General features: G+C 70.9%; 12 protein-coding genes. 7 read left to right on the plus strand and 5 right to left on the minus strand.

The window, feature by feature from the left end; genetic code table 11:
- Nucleotides 1-7: 7 nt before the first annotated feature.
- The 5 genes from IF09_RS0101275 to IF09_RS0101295 all read right to left on the minus strand — a co-directional run bounded on the left by IF09_RS0101275 (nucleotide 8) and on the right by IF09_RS0101295 (nucleotide 6,409).
- Nucleotides 8-2,113, minus strand: a complete 2,106-nt coding sequence (locus tag IF09_RS0101275) for a TPM domain-containing protein (protein ID WP_078612989.1) — start codon at nucleotides 2,111-2,113, stop codon at nucleotides 8-10.
- Nucleotides 2,114-2,521: 408 nt separating this feature from the next.
- The gene (locus tag IF09_RS0101280; protein ID WP_030291067.1) at nucleotides 2,522-3,295 is read right to left on the minus strand and encodes a succinate dehydrogenase/fumarate reductase iron-sulfur subunit; all 774 of its coding nucleotides are present in this window, start codon (nucleotides 3,293-3,295) and stop codon (nucleotides 2,522-2,524) included.
- Nucleotides 3,292-5,238 (minus strand): fumarate reductase/succinate dehydrogenase flavoprotein subunit, encoded by a 1,947-nt coding sequence (locus tag IF09_RS0101285; protein ID WP_030291068.1) that lies wholly within the window; start codon nucleotides 5,236-5,238, stop codon nucleotides 3,292-3,294. Before IF09_RS0101285 ends, IF09_RS0101280 begins: the two co-directional genes overlap by 4 nt.
- 1 nt (nucleotide 5,239) lies before the next feature.
- On the minus strand, nucleotides 5,240-6,061 hold the full coding sequence (locus IF09_RS0101290) for a hypothetical protein (RefSeq protein ID WP_030291070.1): 822 nt from the start codon (nucleotides 6,059-6,061) through the stop codon (nucleotides 5,240-5,242).
- Between the two features lie 117 nt (nucleotides 6,062-6,178).
- The gene (locus IF09_RS0101295; RefSeq protein ID WP_030291073.1) at nucleotides 6,179-6,409 is read right to left on the minus strand and encodes a hypothetical protein; all 231 of its coding nucleotides are present in this window, start codon (nucleotides 6,407-6,409) and stop codon (nucleotides 6,179-6,181) included.
- A gap of 348 nt (nucleotides 6,410-6,757) precedes the next feature.
- On the opposite strand from IF09_RS0101295, the gene IF09_RS0101300 reads away from it, so the two are divergent.
- The 7 genes from IF09_RS0101300 (at nucleotide 6,758) to IF09_RS0101335 (ending at nucleotide 17,866) form a co-directional block, all read left to right on the plus strand.
- A complete protein-coding gene (locus IF09_RS0101300; RefSeq protein ID WP_030291074.1) occupies nucleotides 6,758-9,190 on the plus strand; it encodes an ABC transporter family substrate-binding protein in 2,433 nt (810 codons plus the stop codon).
- 328 nt (nucleotides 9,191-9,518) lie between these two features.
- Nucleotides 9,519-11,423, plus strand: coding sequence for a translational GTPase TypA (typA, locus tag IF09_RS0101305; protein ID WP_030291075.1), 1,905 nt, complete (start codon nucleotides 9,519-9,521; stop codon nucleotides 11,421-11,423).
- A 44-nt stretch (nucleotides 11,424-11,467) separates the two neighbouring features.
- Nucleotides 11,468-12,919 (plus strand): AfsR/SARP family transcriptional regulator, encoded by a 1,452-nt coding sequence (locus IF09_RS46695; RefSeq protein ID WP_234320847.1) that lies wholly within the window; start codon nucleotides 11,468-11,470, stop codon nucleotides 12,917-12,919.
- Nucleotides 12,862-13,347 carry a hypothetical protein gene (locus tag IF09_RS46700; RefSeq protein ID WP_234320848.1) on the plus strand — a complete coding sequence of 162 codons (486 nt, stop codon included), beginning with the start codon at nucleotides 12,862-12,864 and terminating at the stop codon, nucleotides 13,345-13,347. Before IF09_RS46695 ends, IF09_RS46700 begins: the two co-directional genes overlap by 58 nt.
- A gap of 905 nt (nucleotides 13,348-14,252) precedes the next feature.
- The gene (locus tag IF09_RS0101325) at nucleotides 14,253-15,875 is read left to right on the plus strand and encodes a peptide ABC transporter substrate-binding protein (RefSeq protein WP_030291083.1); all 1,623 of its coding nucleotides are present in this window, start codon (nucleotides 14,253-14,255) and stop codon (nucleotides 15,873-15,875) included.
- A gap of 94 nt (nucleotides 15,876-15,969) precedes the next feature.
- On the plus strand, nucleotides 15,970-16,917 hold the full coding sequence (locus tag IF09_RS0101330; RefSeq protein ID WP_030291085.1) for an ABC transporter permease: 948 nt from the start codon (nucleotides 15,970-15,972) through the stop codon (nucleotides 16,915-16,917).
- Nucleotides 16,910-17,866 carry an ABC transporter permease gene (locus tag IF09_RS0101335; protein ID WP_030291087.1) on the plus strand — a complete coding sequence of 319 codons (957 nt, stop codon included), beginning with the start codon at nucleotides 16,910-16,912 and terminating at the stop codon, nucleotides 17,864-17,866. The genes IF09_RS0101330 and IF09_RS0101335 overlap by 8 nt, the downstream gene beginning before the upstream one ends.
- Nucleotides 17,867-17,877 lie beyond the last annotated feature (11 nt).

Genomic DNA, 17,877 nt, shown 5'->3' on the forward strand with positions numbered 1-17,877 from the left:
GAGTGGGTCAGAAGCGGCCGCCGCCCATGCGGCCGCGGGTCCCGCCGCCGCCGAACGAGCCGGGGCCCGGGCCCCCGCCCCCGAAGCCCCCGAACCCGCCGCCGAAGCCCCCGCCCCCGCGGCCGCCGCGCAGGATCTCGCCCAGGATGATCCCGCCGAGGACCGCGCCGCCCATGCCGCCCCCCTGCTGGCGCTGCCCGCCGCCGTACGGGTCCTGGTACGCCCGTACGTCCTGCTCGGCCAGCTGCTGCGCCTGTCGCGCCAGCCCGTCCGCCTGCTGGGCCTCCGCCAGCGCCGCCGCCGGGTCCGAGCCCGCCAGGGCCGCCGACCGCTCCATGCGCCGCTGCGCCTCCGCCAGCCGGGTACGGGCCTGGCTGCCGACCGCGCCCCGGCTCGTGGTGATGTAGTCCGCCGCCGCGCCGATCGCGCTGCGCGCCGAGAGCACCGCCTGGTCCAGCAGGGCCGCGGCCCGCCGGCTGCCCGCCTCGCGCTCCCGGGCCCCGGCCAGCGCCTCGTCGAGGACGGCATCGGCCTCCTCGACCCGGCGCAGCGCGTCGATCGGGTCGTACCGGCCGGCGTCCTGCGCCCGCCGTACGTCGGCCAGGACCGCCTCCGCCCGGCCGATCCGGCCGCGCAGGTCCGCCGTGGAGGCCCCCTCGGCGGTGCCGGTCAGCAGGCCGCGGGCATCGGCGAGGTCGGTCTCCGTCTCCGTGAGCGCGCCGGGCAGCTTCCCGGCCGCCTCCGCCAGCTCCTGCGCCCGCCGCTCCACCGCGTCGACCAGCGTCGCCGTCTGGTCCACCGCGCCCTCGGCGGCCCGTACGTGGACGGCGGCCTTCCCGTTGTCGCCGCTCTCGAGCGCCGCCCGGGCCTCGCCGAGGCTGGTCGTCGCGAACAGCAGCCGGTCCTCGGCCTGTCCGGCGTTGGAGGCCACCGGCGCGGACGCCGAGTCCGCGTAGCGCCCGGCGAGCGCGGTCAGGGTGGCCACGGCCGTCGTCGTACGGCCCGTCAGCGCCCGCACGTGCGCCTCCACCGTCGCCACGGCCTGGGGGGCGTTCTTCTCCAGGTCCCGCAGCCGGTCGAAGTCCGCCGACTCCGCGTCGAGCCGCCGGTTCGCCTCCGTGCAGCGGGCCACGATCTCGTCCAGCATCCGCCGCCGGGTGGGGTCGTCCTCGGGGGAGGCGTCGTCGAGCTGCTGGCGCAGCCGGAACGCGGCCGTCAGCTCGCTCTGCGCGAGGGCCACGGCCTCGGTGAACGTGCCGACCGCCGCGTCCCCGAACTGCGCGGAGGCGAAGCCGAGCTCCTCGGTGCTGGTACGGATCGCGTCGTCGGTCTCCACCAGCAGCGCCTTGGCCTTGGCGTCCAGCTCGGGCAGCGGGAGGGCGGTCGTGGTCGCGGGCTGCGCGCCCCAGCCCGTCGTACCGCTGCGGCCGGCGCCGCCCTTGCGCTTGCGGCGGCTGTACGCGTACGCACCGAGGGCGCCGGCCGCGCCGACGACGACCACCGGGAGCACGAAGTCGCCGGCCCCGGTCTCGCCGCCCGCACCGCCGCCGGGATTCGCCACGCCGGGGGTGATCGTGGGCACGGGTACGGGCTTCCCGCCGAGCACGGCGCCGTACCCGTCGGCGGCGCCGATCGCGGCGCCCGCCCAGTCGTTCTGCTTCAGCGCGGGCTCGATGGCCGTACGGGCGACATCCGCGAGCTGCGCCTCGGTGAACCCGGAGTCGACATCGGCCGAATAGGCGTACTGGCGCGCCCCGGTCGCCACGGCCAGCAGCAGGTCGTCCTGGCCGAGGCCGTTCTTCTGCGCGGTGGCGTCCGCCCAGCTCTGGGCGGAGCGTTCGGAGAAATCGTGCACGTACGTCACGAAGAGCTGGATCCGGTGGTCCGCGTACAGCTTGTCCAGCGCGGCGGTGACGGCGGCCTTCCGGTCGCCGAGGGCGCCCACGCGGTCGGTGATCTGCCCCTGCCGGGACAGGCTGACGGGATCGTCGGCCCGAGCGGCCGGCGCCCCGGTCACCCCCCAGCCGCCGAGCCCCAGCAGCGCGGCGGCCAGGACGAGCCCGGCCCGTACGGAGATCCCGGCGGCGGTGGGTCGTCGCTTCGGCGGAGTCACATTCCGGAGGCTATGACCACACTCCGGCCCCCGCGACCGGAGCACCCAGCCGGTCTGGGCAGGCAGGGAGGCTCGCGGGACGCAGCGCCCGGCTGCCCCGCCGGCCCCGGGCCGGGCTGGTGGCCGGGGCCCCCTCTCGGGCGCTCCTGGAGCGCCGGGCCGGGAGGACGTGCACCCGGCCGGTCAGGGCAGTGCGAGGGCGGGCGCCCACCCGCTCGCCCCGCCACTGCTCCGGCGCCGTGTACGCGGGCGTGCCGAACATCCGGCCCATGCCGCCCCGGCCCAGCCGCTGGCCGGCCGGTACCGGCCGGCCAGCCGATCCCCACCCGCAGCGCAAAGCCCCCTGACATCACGTCATGCGTCGTTCTCCCAGGGGGCATTGTCCTGCGCAATGAACGGCCGGGGGCGCTACAGGTCAGCACGCCTGCGGATCTTGTTGCCCAGCCACACCAGCGGGTCGTACTTGCGGTCCACCGCCCGCTCCTTCAGCGGGATCAGCGCATTGTCGGTGATCTTGATGCCCTCGGGGCAGACCTCCGTACAGCACTTGGTGATGTTGCAGTAGCCGAGCCCGTGCTCCTCCTGGGCCGTGCGCTTGCGGTCCAGGCCCGCCTCCGCCGCCGCGTCCAGCGGGTGCATGTCCAGCTCGGCGACCCGCATCAGGAAACGGGGACCGGCGAAGGCGGGTTTGTTCTCCTCGTGGTCGCGCACCACGTGGCAGGTGTCCTGGCACAGGAAGCACTCGATGCACTTCCGGAACTCCTGCGAGCGGTCCACGTCCACCTGCTGCATCCGGTACGCCCCCGGAGCCACCCCCTGCGGCGGGACGAAGGCCGGGACCTCGCGCGCCTTCTCGTAGTTGAAGGACACGTCCGTGACCAGGTCCCGGACGACCGGGAACGCGCGCAACGGCGTGACCGTGATCGTCTCGGCCCGGTCGAAGGTCGACATGCGCGTCATGCACATCAGCCGGGGCCGGCCGTTGATCTCCGCACTGCACGAGCCGCATTTGCCCGCCTTGCAGTTCCAGCGCACCGCCAGGTCCGAGGCCTGGGTGGCCTGCAGCCGGTGGACGATGTCCAGGACGACCTCGCCGTCGTGCACCTCGACGGTGAAGTCCCGCAGCTCCCCGCCTTCCGCGTCGCCCCGCCAGATCCGGAAGCTCGCGTCGTACGTACTCATTCGTACAGCTCCTCTTCGGCGAGGTACTTGACCAGCTCTTCCTTCTCGAAGAGCGCGAGCAGGTCGGGGCGGATGGGTTCGGTCCGGGTCCGGACGAGGGAGATCCGGTCGGCGGCCGGGTCCTCGGGCGCCGGGTCGACCGGACGGCACAACAGGTTCACCGGGCGCCAGTCGCGCTCCATCGACGGGCAGTCCTCCCGGGTGTGCCCGCCGCGGCTCTCGGTGCGTTCCAGGGCCGCGCGGGCCACGCACTCGCTGACCAGCAGCATGTTCCGCAGGTCCAGGGCGAGGTGCCAGCCCGGGTTGAACTGCCGGTGTCCCTCGACCCCGGCCCGGGCCGCCCGTACGCGCAGGCCCGCCAGCCTCTGCAGGGCCTCGGCCATCTCGCCCTCGCGGCGGATGATCCCGACCAGGTCGTTCATGGTCGTCTGGAGTTCCTGGTGGAGCGTGTACGGGTTCTCCGCGCCCTCGGCGGCGTGGAACGGGGCCAGCGCCTCCGCGGCGGCCGCGTCGATCTCCGCCTGGGAGACCGCGGGCCGCGCTTCGGCGAGGCCCGTGGCGTACTCGGCCGCGTGCAGCCCGGCCCGCCGGCCGAACACCAGCAGGTCGGACAGGGAGTTCCCGCCGAGCCGGTTCGAGCCGTGCATGCCGCCCGCGACCTCGCCCGCCGCGAACAGGCCCGGGACCCCGACGGTGGCCGCGGTGTCGGAGTCGACCGCGATCCCGCCCATCACGTAGTGGCAGGTCGGGCCGACCTCCATCGGCTCGGCGGTGATGTCCACGTCCGCCAGCTCCTTGAACTGGTGGTACATGGAGGGCAGCCGCCGCTTGATCTTCTCGGCCGGCATCCGGGTGGACACGTCGAGGAAGACCCCGCCGTGCGGGGAGCCGCGGCCCGCCTTGACCTCGGAATTGATGGCCCGGGCCACCTCGTCGCGGGGGAGCAGCTCGGGGGGACGCCGGTTGTGGTCCGGATCCTCGTACCAGCGGTCGCCCTCCTCCTCGGACTCCGCGTACTTCTCCTTGAAGACGTCCGGGACGTAGTCGAACATGAACCGCTTGCCCTCGCTGTTGCGCAGCACCCCGCCGTCGCCGCGCACCGACTCGGTGACGAGGATGCCCTTGACCGAGGGCGGCCAGACCATGCCGGTCGGGTGGAACTGCACGAACTCCATGTTCAGCAGGGGCGCGCCCGCGAGCAGCGCCAGCGCGTGACCGTCGCCGGTGTACTCCCAGGAGTTGGACGTCGTCTTGAAGGACTTGCCGATCCCGCCCGTGGCCAGGACCACCGCCGGGGCCTCCAGGACGAAGAACCGGCCGGACTCGCGCTCGTAGCAGAAGGCCCCCGAGACCCTCCCCCCGGGCTTTCGGCCGGGAGGGCCCCCCGTCCCGCTTCGCTCGCCTTCCTTCAACACCCTGGTGACCGTGCACTCCTGGAAGACCTTGAGCCGGGCTTCGTAGTCCCCGAACTCCTTGAAGTCCTCCTGCTGGAGCTGGACGATCTTCTGCTGGAGGGTTCGGATCAGCTCCAGACCGGTCCGGTCGCCCACGTGCGCGAGGCGCGGGTACTCGTGCCCGCCGAAGTTGCGCTGGGAGATCTTCCCGTCCGGGGTGCGGTCGAAGAGCGCGCCCCAGGTCTCCAGCTCCCAGACCCGGTCGGGGGCCTCCTTCGCGTGGAGTTCCGCCATCCGCCACTGGTTCAGGAACTTGCCCCCGCGCATGGTGTCGCGGAAGTGCACCTGCCAGTTGTCGCCCTCGTTGACGTTGCCCATGGAGGCGGCGATCCCGCCCTCCGCCATCACCGTATGGGCCTTGCCGAACAGGGACTTGCAGATCACGGCCGTACGCTTGCCCCGCTCGCGCGCCTCGATCGCGGCCCGCAGCCCGGCGCCGCCCGCACCGACCACGACCACGTCCCACTGCTGCCGGTCGACTTGAGCCATGTCAGAAGAACCTCGGATCGTTGAAGGCGCCGCTGGCCAGCAGGTACACGTAGAAGTCGCACAGGGCGACGCTGATCAGCGAGGCCCAGGCGAGCAGCATGTGGCGGGTGTTGAGCCGGCTGACCCAGCCCCACAGCCGGTAGCGCACCGGGTGTTTGGAGAAGTGCTTCAGACGGCCGCCCATGATGTGCCGGCAGGAGTGGCAGGAGAGCGTGTAGGCCCAGATCAGCGCGATGTTGACGACGAAGAGCAGGGTCCCGAGGCCCATGTGGCCCCAGTCGTAGTGCTCGTCGCGGAAGGTCAGCACCGTGTCGTACGTGAGGATGCCCGCGACCGGCAGCGCCGCGTAGAAGAAGTACCGGTGGATGTTCTGGAGGATCAGCGGGAAGCGGGTCTCGCCGGTGTACTTCGCGTGCGGTTCGGCGACGGCGCAGGCGGGCGGCGAGGCCCAGAAGCCCCGGTAGTAGGCCTTCCGGTAGTAGTAGCAGGTCAGCCGGAAGCCGAGCGGGAAGATCAGGATCAGCAGGGCGGGGGACAGGCCCCACCAGCTGCCGAACAGGTCCAGGTTGGGGCCGTCGCGCATCTCCTGGCAGTTCTCCGCGAGACACGGGGAATAGAACGGGGAGACGTACGGGGCCGCGTAGTAGTCGGCGTTGGCGAAGGCCCGCCACGTCGAGTAGACGATGAAGGCGAGCAGTCCGGCCGCGGTGACGGCGGGGGCCAGCCACCACCGGTCGGTGCGCAGGTGCCGGGCGGCGATCGCGGCCCGGGAGGCGTCGTGGACGCCGGTCAGCTGCCGGGGTGGTTCCGTGCCTGTGGCCAAAGGGGACTCCGGGTGGAGTGATGACGGATGACCCACGAGGCCCAGCCGCGGACGGCTGGGCCTGGTGGGGTGCGGGGGTACCGGCGCGTGCGGGGTGCGGGGCCGCGTACGCCAGGGTCAGGGTGCCCGGCGGTCGCGGGCGCCGAGACCCTCGTCGTCGACGTCCTTCCACAGCGAGCTGTCGTACGGGGTGTCCGGAACGGTGACCATCCCCTCCCGGCGTGGGGCCCGCGGTGTGTCCGGGGCCTGCCGGGCTGCGTCCTCGACGTCTCGCTCCAGCCGCTCGACCGAGCGGACCAGCTCGTTCAGGTTGCGTCGTACGGCGGTCAAATCGTCTTGCAGGGACATGACTTGCCCTCACTTCCGCTGGTTGCGGTGGCAACGCTCATGTGCGCCTGCGAGTGTCGCGCCTCCCGTCCCCCGTTGTGAAGGGACGTGCAGCGATTGCGGGCGCGCAGGCGCAATCCGTGCGCCCCTCCCTGCTTCCATTTTGATCCCTCTTCCGAGGGAACGCCCGTCCGTGACGCAAGGGGATTGGTCCGCACGGGTGGGGTTCGCGGCGTGGCGAGGGCCGGCTGCGAGAGGTGCGGCGGCCTGTGGATTTCAGTGTGTTGCGGCACCCAGTGTGATCAGCTCCATATACCGCCAAACGTGATCAAGCTGCCCCTTTCACGCCCCGCCCCGGAGGTACCACCCATGTCCCAGAGAAGGCGCAGGTCCTTGGCGCTCCTGACCTCGGGAGTCCTCGCACTGCCGCTGCTCGCGGGCTGCGGCGCTGGTGACGACGAGGGCGGTCCCGTGGCCGCCGGCCAGGACATCGCGGCCACGGCCCGCGACAAGGTCGCCGACGGCGGCGTGCTGCGCTGGGCGGTGGACAGCCTCCCGGACACCCTGAACACCTTCCAGGCCGATGCGGACGCCACCACCCACCGGATCGCCGGGGCGGTGCTGCCCCAGTTGTTCACGCTGGACGGCAAGGGCCGGCCGGTGGCCAACCCGGACTTCCTCGAGAAGGCCGAGGTCGTCGAGCGCGAGCCCAAGCAGGTCGTGCTGTACAAGCTGAACCAGCAGGCGGTGTGGAGCGACGGCCGCGAGATCGGCGCCGCCGACTTCGTGGCGCAGTGGCGGGCCCTGAACGGCAAGGACTCCGCGTACTGGACGGCCCGCAACGCCGGCTACGACCGGATCGAGAAGATCGAGCGCGGCAAGACCGACCTCGAGGTCAAGGTCACCTTCGCCAAGCCGTACACCGACTGGCGCTCCCTGTTCTCCCCGCTCTACCCCAAGCAGGTCACCGGCACCCCGGACGCCTTCAACGAGGGCGCCCGCGGCACCCTCAAGGTCACGGCGGGGCCCTTCAACCTCGGGGCCGTCGACAAGAAGACCGGCACCGTCGCCCTGACCCGCAGCGCCCGCTGGTGGGGCCGGCCGGCCAAGCTGGACACGCTGGTCCTGACCGCCGTGCCGCGGACCCAGCGCCCGGCCGCGCTGGCCGCCGGCAAGGTGGACCTGGCGGAGATCGACCGCGCGGGCGCCGACCGGATCGCGCTGGCCCGCCGGGACGCGGAGCGCACCCGGGGCTCGGGCGGGGCCGCCGCGCACGGACCGGGCGCCTCGGTGACCCCGGCAGAGGCCACGCTGTCGTGGGCGGTCGCGTACGGCGCCGACGACGAGGGCAAGGCGACGACGGAGCGGGAGAACCGCGCGCAGGACGCTGAGGCGGCGAAGAAGTACGCCGACGAGCAGGCGGCCCTGCGCACCTTCACGGTCCGCAAGTCCCTGGAGCCGGCCTACACCCAGCTCGCCCTGAACGGGGCCGCCGGCCCGCTGGCCGACGAGCGGGTCCGGCGGGCCGTGGCCAGGGCGCTGGACCGCAAGGAATTGGCCGAGATCGTACTGAAGCCGCTGGGCCTGCCGGCGAAGCCGGTCGGCAGCCACGTGGCGCTGGCCGGGCAGCGGGCGTACGCGGACAACAGCGAAGCGCTCGGCGGCAAGGACATCCACGCGGCCGAGGCCCTCCTCGCGGACGCGGGCTGGCGCCGCGGCGGCAAGATCACCGAGCCGGCGGGAGCCAAGGCCGGCTCCGAGAACGCGGAGGACGACTCGAAGACCCCGTCGGGTCCGGGCACCGGCAACGACGGCCTCTACATCGTGGGCGAGACCGACGAGCGCAACGGCGACAGCCTGGACCGGGGGCTCCCGGCGGTCAGGTCCGCGATCAGGACGGACACGGACACGTCCGCGCAGGGCGACCAGGGTTCCGACCCCCTCGCCCAGGGCGCCCGGGGCGAGCGCCTCTCCCCGGTCCTGGCCGCGGCCGGGCTGGCGGACGAGCAGCGGGCCGCCCTCCTCGCCCAGGCCGAGGCCCTCGGCGCCGACGCCCCCGACACGGCGGACGCGGCGGACCCGGCGGACCCGGCGGGCTCCGCCGACGCCGCCGACTCCGCCGACGCCAAGAGCGGCCCCGCCCGCGACGGCGCCGCCCCCGATCCCGGCAAGGCCGGGACCAGCCCCAGCCCGGCGCCGGCCCCGGCCAAGCAGACCCGTACCTCCGGAAACATGCTGGCCAAGGACGGCAAGGCGCTCTCGCTGCGCTTCGTCCTCCCGTCCGGCCCCGGCTCGGAGGCCCTGCGCACGGTCGGCGAGCGGATCGCCCAGATGCTGCAGAAGGTCGGCGTGCACACCGAGCTGACCAAGGTGGCCGACGAGAGCTTCTTCAAGGACCACGTCGCCTCGGGCCAGTACGACCTGGCGCTCTACTCCTGGCCCGCGACGGCCTACCCGGCCACCGACGCCCGCCCCATCTTCGCCAAGCCGGAGCCGGCCGCCGACGGCTCGCTCCTCGTCGAACAGAACTACACCCGGGTCGGCACCGACCACATCGACCAGCTGTTCGACCAGGCGCTCGGCGAGCTCGACGAGGAGGCCTCGCGCGAGCTGATCCGCAAGGCAGACGCCCGGATCTGGGCCGCCGCCGGCTCCATCCCGCTGTACCAGCGCCCCGAGCTGGTGGCCGCCAAGCCGAACCTGGCCAATGCCGGCGCCTTCGGCCTCGGCACCCCCCGTTTCCAGGACATCGGCTGGAAGAAGGCTCAAGGCGCCAAGGAAAAGCAGGAGAAGAAGAAGTGACAAAACGGGGCCAGACAGATTGAGCTTCGGCTCACAAGCTCAGATGTGACTCAAGTCGCTTGCCCGCCGGATCTCCGGCGGGCAAGGTCGTGTCATACCCATTGACCAAGCCTGTTGACCCGCAGCAAACGCGCAGGACGAACGGCCGGGACACCCCACCCCACACCCGGTCCTTCTCAGTCGTCCGGCCTCTTGACAGACCCCCCGGCGAGCGGTTCCCGCCACGCGACGTACCATGGGGTAAGGCCGTGGCAGGTTTTCCGCCCGGTCGAGGCGCGCGTGCCGGACCGTACGCGACGCCATCCACGATCCCGGGAGAAGCGCCGAAGTGCCCACGCGCCACGACATCCGTAACGTCGCCATCGTCGCCCACGTCGACCATGGCAAGACGACCATCGTCGATGCCATGCTCAAGCAGGCCGGTGCCTTCGCCGCCCACCAGCACCTCGACGACCGCATGATGGACTCGAACGACCTGGAGCGTGAGAAGGGCATCACGATCCTCGCCAAGAACACGGCGGTGAAGTATCACCCCAAGGACGGCGGGGCCCCGATCACGATCAACATCATCGACACCCCCGGCCACGCCGACTTCGGTGGTGAGGTCGAGCGCGGTCTGTCGATGGTGGACGCCGTCGTTCTGCTGGTGGACGCCTCCGAGGGTCCGCTGCCCCAGACCCGCTTCGTCCTGCGCAAGGCCCTGCAGGCGAAGATGCCGGTCATCCTCTGCATCAACAAGACCGACCGTCCGGACTCCCGGATCGACGAGGTCGTCAACGAGACGTACGACCTCTTCCTCGACCTGGACGCGGACGAGGACCAGATCGAGTTCCCGATCGTCTACGCCTGCGGCCGTGACGGCGTCGCCTCGCTGACCAAGCCCGAGGACGGCACCGTCCCCGCGGACAGCGACAGCCTGGAGCCGTTCTTCTCCACCATCCTGGAGCACGTCCCCGCTCCGGTGTACGACGAGGAGGCCCCGCTCCAGGCCCACGTCACCAACCTGGACGCCGACAACTTCCTGGGCCGCATCGCGCTCGTCCGCGTCGAGCAGGGCGAGCTCCGCAAGGGCCAGACCGTCGCGTGGATCAAGCGTGACGGCACCATCTCGAACGTCCGCATCACCGAGCTGATGATGACCGAGGCGCTCACCCGCAAGCCGGCCGAGGTGGCGGGCCCGGGTGACATCTGCGCGGTCGCCGGTTTCCCCGACATCATGATCGGCGAGACCCTGGCCGACCCGGAGAACCCGATCGCCCTGCCGCTGATCTCGGTGGACGAGCCGGCGATCTCCATGACCATCGGTACGAACACCTCGCCGCTGGTCGGCCGCGGTGGCACGGGCAAGGGCGCGGACGCCAAGTCCGCGGTCAAGGACCGCAAGGTCACCGCCCGCCAGGTCAAGGACCGCCTCGACCGCGAGCTGGTCGGCAACGTCTCGCTCCGCGTCCTCGACACCGAGCGTCCCGACGCCTGGGAGGTCCAGGGCCGCGGTGAGCTCGCGCTCGCCATCCTGGTCGAGCAGATGCGCCGCGAGGGCTTCGAGCTCACCATCGGCAAGCCGCAGGTGGTCACGCAGGAGATCGACGGCAAGGTGCACGAGCCGGTCGAGCGCATGACGATCGACGTCCCCGAGGAGCACATGGGCGCGGTCACGCAGCTCATGGGCGTCCGCAAGGGCCGCATGGACAACATGTCGAACCACGGCTCCGGCTGGGTCCGCATGGAGTTCGTGGTCCCGTCGCGCGGTCTCATCGGTTTCCGTACGGAGTTCCTGACGGGTACCCGCGGTACCGGCATCGCGCACTCCATCCACGAGGGCTACGAGCCGTGGTTCGGCCCGCTGGTGACCCGTAACAACGGTTCGCTGGTCGCGGACCGCGCGGGTTCGGTCACGCCGTTCGCGATGATCAACCTGCAGGAGCGCGGCGTCCTGTTCACCGACCCCGGCACCGAGGTGTACGAGGGCATGATCGTCGGCGAGAACTCGCGCTCCGACGACATGGACGTGAACATCACCAAGGAGAAGAAGCTCACCAACATGCGTGCGGCTTCCGCGGACAACACGGAGAACGTGGTCCCGCCCCGCAAGCTCTCCCTGGAGCAGTCCCTGGAGTTCTGCCGCGACGACGAGTGCGTCGAGGTGACCCCGGAGGCCGTCCGCATCCGCAAGGTCGTCCTGGACCAGAAGGAGCGCTCGCGCACCGCGTCGCGCGCCAAGTCCGGCAAGTAACACCTGCGCAGTACGGCTCACAGCCCGGCCCCGCACGGATCTCCGTGCGGGGCCGGGCTTTTTCGTGCCCGCGACGGCCAGGACAAAACCCGGGACAGCCGCCTCATGAATGCGGGACCGAATTCGACCATCCTGGCGGAGTTCACTCCGAGGCGGCGGAGCGGGGGGACGACGCCGCGGCCTCCGCCCGGCTGGGAGCCGCGCCGGCCCTGTGGCGGGGAGAAGCCCTGGCGGGCAGCCGTGCGGAGCAGCTGACCCAGGTCGAGGCGCCACGGCTCGACGACTCCCGCAGGGCCGCCTTCGAGCAGAGGATCGAGGCGGAACTCCGCCTCGGCCGGCATACGGCCGTCCTCGTGGACATCGAGTCCGCCATCGCCCGGAACCCGTTGCGCGAGCGGCTGTACGGCCAGCTGATGCTCGCCCTGTACCGCTGCGGACGGCGGGGCGAGGCACTCACCGCGTACCAGCGCGCGCGGGCGCAGCTGGTCCGTGAACTCGGTCTGGAGCCCGGCCCGGAGCTGCGCGCGCTCCACCGCCGGGTGCTGGCCGACGACCCCGGGCTCCTCGACCCCCGGCCCCGCCGGACGGTGTCGGCAGGGGCGGCCGAGGGGACGGCGGCCCCCTCTCGGCAGCATGCCCTCCCCGCCCAGCTGCCCGCTTCCACCCCGGTGTTCACCGGCCGGACCGATGCGCTCCGGCGCCTCGACACGCTGCTGCCGGTCGGTGGGGACGACGCGTCGGGCGCGGTGCGGATCGGTCTGGTCACCGGGCAGGCCGGGGCGGGGAAGACCTCCCTGGCCGTCCACTGGGGCCACCGCAGACGTGACCGGTTCCCGGACGGACAGCTGTACGTGAACCTCTGCGGCCACGCCGCCGGCCAGCCGCTCCGGCCCCTCGACGCGCTCAGCGGATTCCTCCAGGCGCTCGGCGTGCCCGCGCAGCACATCCCCGCCGAGGAGTCCCGGGCGGCCGCCCTCTACCGCTCGCTCTGCACGGGCAAGCGGATGCTGGACATGTCCTACGTCACACTCCCGCAGGCCGACGCCAGGATGTTCCGGCTGCTCGGTCTCGTCCCGGGCCCGGACGTCCCCCTGCCGGCGGCGGCAGCGCTCGCCGGTGCCGGACTTCCGGAGGCCTCGCAGCTCCTGGCCCGGCTGACCCGGACCCATCTCCTGGAGGAGCACGCGCCGGACCGGTACGCCTTCCACGACCTGCTGCGCGCGTACGCGCTGGAACGGGGCGAGGAAGAGGACGGGCCCCAGGAGCGGGCGGCCGCGCTGGAAGGCTGCACGACTGGTATCTGGGCAGCGTCGACACCGCGGCCCGGATGTTCCAGCCGGAGGCCATCCGGCTGCCGGTGGAGCACGGCGGCCGGGGCCTCGTCTTCGCGGACACCCTCGAGGCGATCGCCTGGCTGGACGCCGAGCGGGCGAACACCGTGGCCCTCGTACAGCGGGCCACGGACCTGGGGTCGTGGCGGTTCGCCTGGAGCCTAGCCGACGCGCTCCGCCCGTACATGATGCGGCGCGCCTACGCCGCCGACTGGCTCGCCGTGGCTTCGGCCGGGCTGGTCGCCGCGGAGGCGGACGGGAATCCGGCCGGGCAGGCAACGGCCCACCGGAGCCTGTCGAGTGCCTACCTGAACCGGAGCGACTACGAGAAGAGCACCTTCCACGACGGCCGGGCGCTCGAGCTGTACCGCAGGACGGGCTCGGCGGAGGGACAGGCGGCGACCCACAACAGCCTGAGCCTCGCGCTCTGGTACGGGGGCCGGCTGGAGGAGGCGCTGGCTCACGGCCTGCGGGGGGCGGACCTGTGCCGCGCGACCGGTTTCCGGCTGGGCGAGGCGATCACGCTGGGCAACCCGGGGGCGATCCTGCACGAGCTCGGCCGGCGACCGGTCTGCCGCTCTGGACTACATTGAGCAGGGGTTCGAACTGGCGACGGGGGAGCTGCGCGCCGAGTCGTACCTGCACACGGGCCGGGCCCTGCTCTCGCAAAGCCTGGGCAGTCACGACGTCGCCCTGCGGCACTTCCGGCAGGCGGCCGAGCTGGCCCGCCGGTGCGATGCCCGCACGCCGGAGCTGCGGGCCCTGACCGGGCTGGCCGAGAGCAGCCTGCGGCTGGGCCGGCACGGCGAGGCCGGGGAGCACGCGGAGACCGCCCGGGCCCTGGCCACCGCGAGCGGGTACCGCCTCTTCGAGGCGCGGTCCGCGCACTGCTCGCGGAACTGGACCTGGCGCGAGGGGGGTTCGAGAGGGCCGCCCGCCGGGCGAACCGGGCTCTCGACATCCAGACGGAGGCCGGGCACCGGATCGGACGGGCCGAGACCCTCCTGGTCCTCGGCCACGCCCTGCGGCAGGCGGGCGACGAGGGGGGAACCCTCCGGGCCTGGGCGCAGGCCCTCGAGGTGTACGAGTCCCTCGGCGCGGCCCGCCGGCACGAGGTCCGGGCCCTGATGGGCCTTTGACCGCGCCGGGCCCGTTCGCGTTTGTCAACCGGATTGACTCGTTCTTGCGTCCGGATACCGTGCACCGCTCTCCGGAAGGTGCGCCAACCGTCCGTTTCGCACGTGTCTGTCTCCTATCCGTTTGTCCGGATTTCGGGTTTTCGCCAGGTGGTGATGTTGTGAAAACGAGACCACTTAAGTGTGGTTTACGGTCTGGCGGTCCCCGAGGATGGCTCCATTGAGCTCGGGTCAATGGGTCACACGCTGTGGGGAGCGTCGACTCACGAGCACACACGATGGGGCCGGATTTCGCTGTCAGGGGTGTCAGCGGGGCCGGGTCCTTCACGTATCCACAGTGACTCCTGAGGAGGCAATTACCCATGCGCGGAGCAACGAGCGCCAAGTGGGTCGCGGGTGCCGTCATCGTGGCGATGGCCGCCACCGCATGCAGCACCAGCAAGGACTCGAACGCCGGTAAGTCCGGCGGAAACATCACCGTGGTGCTCGGCGAGCCGCAGCACGGCCTGGTGGGTCAGAACACCGCAGAGTCCGAGGGCGCCGAGGTTCTCAACGCCCTCTTCGTCGGCCTCGTGGACTACGACAACAAGACCAACGAGCCGAAGCTCGCGGTCGCGGAGTCGATCGACACCACGGACTCGAAGACGTGGACCATCAAGCTGAAGGACGGCTACACCTTCCACAACGGCGAGAAGGTCGACGCCGCGTCCTTCGTCCGCGCCTGGAACTGGGGCGCCAACCAGGACAACGCGGCCGAGGGCCTGCCGTTCTTCTCGAAGATCGAGGGCTCCGACGAGCTCGCGCCGGGCAAGGACAAGAAGCCCACGGCCAAGGAGCTCAAGGGCCTGAAGGTCGTCGACGAGAAGACCTTCACCGTCACCCTGAAGGACCCGTTCTCCCAGTTCAAGACCATGCTGGGCTACAACGCCTTCTACCCGCTGCCCAAGGCGTTCGAGGCCGACCCGAAGAAGTTCGGCGAGGCTCCGATCGGCAACGGTCCGTTCCAGATGGACGGCGCCTGGGAGCACAACAAGCAGATCAAGATCAAGAAGTACGACAAGTTCCCCGGCGAGGGTCGCGCCAAGCTCGACGGCGTCACCTTCAAGATCTACGACAACCTGGACACGGCGTACAACGACCTGCGCGCCGACACCATCCAGATCGTCGACAAGCTCCCGATCTCGGCGATGGCCACCGTCTCCCAGGAGTTCGGCGACCGCTACATCTACAAGCCCGAGTCCGGCGTCGGCTACATCGGTCTCCCGCTGGAGCAGAACCCCGAGGCGTTCGGCAAGGTGGAGATCCGCAAGGCCATCTCCATGGCCATCGACCGGGACGCCATCACGAAGACCATCTTCAACGGCACCCGCAAGCCGGCCGACGACTTCATCAGCCCGATCATCCCGGGCTACCGCAAGGGCGCGCTGGGCGAGGCCGGGACCTACAACCCGACCAAGGCCAAGGAGCTCTACACCCAGGCGGGCGGTGTTCCGGGCAACAAGATGGAGCTCGGCTACAACGCCGACGGCGGCCACAAGGAGTGGATCGAGGCCGTCGCCAACCAGCTGAAGGCGAACCTCGGCATCGAGGTCACCGCCAAGCCGTACGCCAAGTTCGGCGACATGCTGGACGACCTGGGCGCCTCGAAGTACAAGGGCGGCTTCCGCATGGCCTGGTCGATGGACTACCCGGCCGCGGAGAACTACCTCCGTCCGATCTTCTCGAAGGTCGCGATCGAGAACGGCTCCAACTACGGCCACTACGTGAACGAGGCGTTCGAGGCGAAGCTCGCCGAGGCCGACAAGGCCACCGACGCCGCTCAGGGCCAGAAGCTGTACCAGGAAGCCGATGACATCATCATCAAGGACCTGCCGTACATCCCGGTCTTCACGTACATGTCTTCTTCGGCCTACTCCAAGACCGTGAAGAACGTCGAGGTCGACGCCCAGGGCCGCATGGACCTGGCGAACGTCGAGCTCAACTAACACCCCTCTTCACTAAGGGGATCCCGGGGGCGGGCAGGCGGAATCAGGTTTCCGTCTGCCCGCCCTTTCCCCCTGTTCTTCTGTTGGAGGTCTGATGGGCCGCTACCTCATCCGCCGACTCATACAGGCGATCCCTGTACTGATCGGCGCCACGTTCCTGATCTACGCGCTGACGTTCGCCATGCCGGGCGCTGACCCGATCCAGCTGCTCGCCGGCGAGAAGAAGGCAGACCCGCTCGTCACGGCGATGCTGCGCGCCAAGTACCACCTCGACGACCCGTTCCTGCTGCAGTACTGGAACTACATCACCGGTGTGTTCCAGGGCGACCTCGGTGAGACCCTCACCGGCCGCAAGGTCCTCGACCTGTTCTCCGAGGCGTTCCCCTACACGGTGAACCTGGCCCTCGTCGCGTTCGTCATCGAGGCCGTCGTCGGCGTGCTGGCCGGTGTCATGGCCGCCCTGCGCCGCGGCAAGTTCCTCGACCAGCTGGTGCTCATCTCCACGCTGATGGTCATCTCCATCCCCGTCTTCGTCACCGGCTTCGTGCTGCAGCTGACCCTCGGCGTGCAGCTGAAGAACAACTGGGGCATCGACTTCTTCCCCGTCTCGTTCAACGAGAACGACGGGATCCGCGCCTACCTCCTGCCGGCGTTCGTCCTGGCCTCCACGTCCCTCGCGTACGTGGCCCGCCTGACGCGCACCAGCCTGATGGAGACGATGCGCGCCGACTACGTCCGCACCGCGACCGCGAAGGGCCTGCCCCGCCGCCGCGTCGTCGTGAACCACGCACTGCGCAACGCCCTCATCCCGATCGTCACCTTCCTGGGCGCCGACCTCGGCTCCCTCATGGGTGGTGCGGTCATCACCGAGCGGATCTTCAACATCCACGGAGTCGGCGGCCTGCTCGCCCAGTCCGTGTACCTCAAGCAGGGTGCGGTCGTGGTCGGCGGTGTGACGATCCTCGTCCTCGTCTACCTGATCGGCAACCTGCTCGTGGACCTGCTCTACGCCGTGCTCGACCCGAGGATCCGCTATGCGTGACACAACTACGGTGGAGGACTCGATGACCGACACCCAGCTCGCCGGAGCCACCTCCGCCGGCGCCGCGGTCAAGGACGGCGGAAAGAAGAAGAAGGACCGCGAGGCCAGCCTCTGGTCCGACGCCCTGAGCGACCTGCGCCGCAACCCGGTCTTCCTGATCGGTGCGTTCCTCGTCGTCTGCATGCTGGTCATCTCCGCGTTCCCGCAGTGGTTCACCGACGGCAGCCCCTTCGACGCCACGGCCTGCAAGCTCCAGGACTCGCTCAAGAAGCCGAGCGGCGACCACTGGTTCGGCTACGACATCCAGGGCTGCGACGTCTACACCCGTACGGTGTGGGCGGCCCGCAACTCGGTGATCGTCGGCATCGTCACCACCACGCTGGTGGTCGTCGTCGGCGGTGCCCTCGGCCTGCTGGCCGGCTGGGCCGGCGGCATGCTGGACAGCTTCCTGTCCCGCTTCACCGAGATCTTCTTCGCGATCCCGCTCCTCCTCGGCGGCATGCTGATCATGTCCGCCCTGCCGGGCAACGCCTGGACGGTTTCCCTGGTGCTCGCGATCCTCGGCTGGCCGCAGATCTTCCGCATCATGCGTTCCTCGGTGCTGCAGAACAAGAACAACGACTATGTGGTCGCCGCCCGCGCCCTCGGCGCCGGCACCCTCCGCATCACGCTCCGGCACATCCTGCCGAACGCCATCGCCCCCGTCATCGTGGTCGGTGCGATCAGCCTGGGTGTGTACATCTCCGCCGAGGCGGCCCTGTCGTACCTCGGCATCGGCGTCCAGCCCCCGGAGATCTCCTGGGGCCTCATGGTCAGCGACGCTTCCGTCCGCTGGCTGCAGGCCCCGCACGTGCTCCTCTTCCCGGCCGCCGCGCTGAGCGTCACCGTGCTCGCGTTCATCATGGTCGGCGACGCGGTGCGCGACGCCCTCGACCCGAAGCTGCGCTGAGGAAGGGCGTA

Origin of the sequence: Streptomyces katrae, assembly GCF_000717655.1 — a bacterium.
Classification (GTDB): domain Bacteria; phylum Actinomycetota; class Actinomycetes; order Streptomycetales; family Streptomycetaceae; genus Streptomyces; species Streptomyces katrae_B.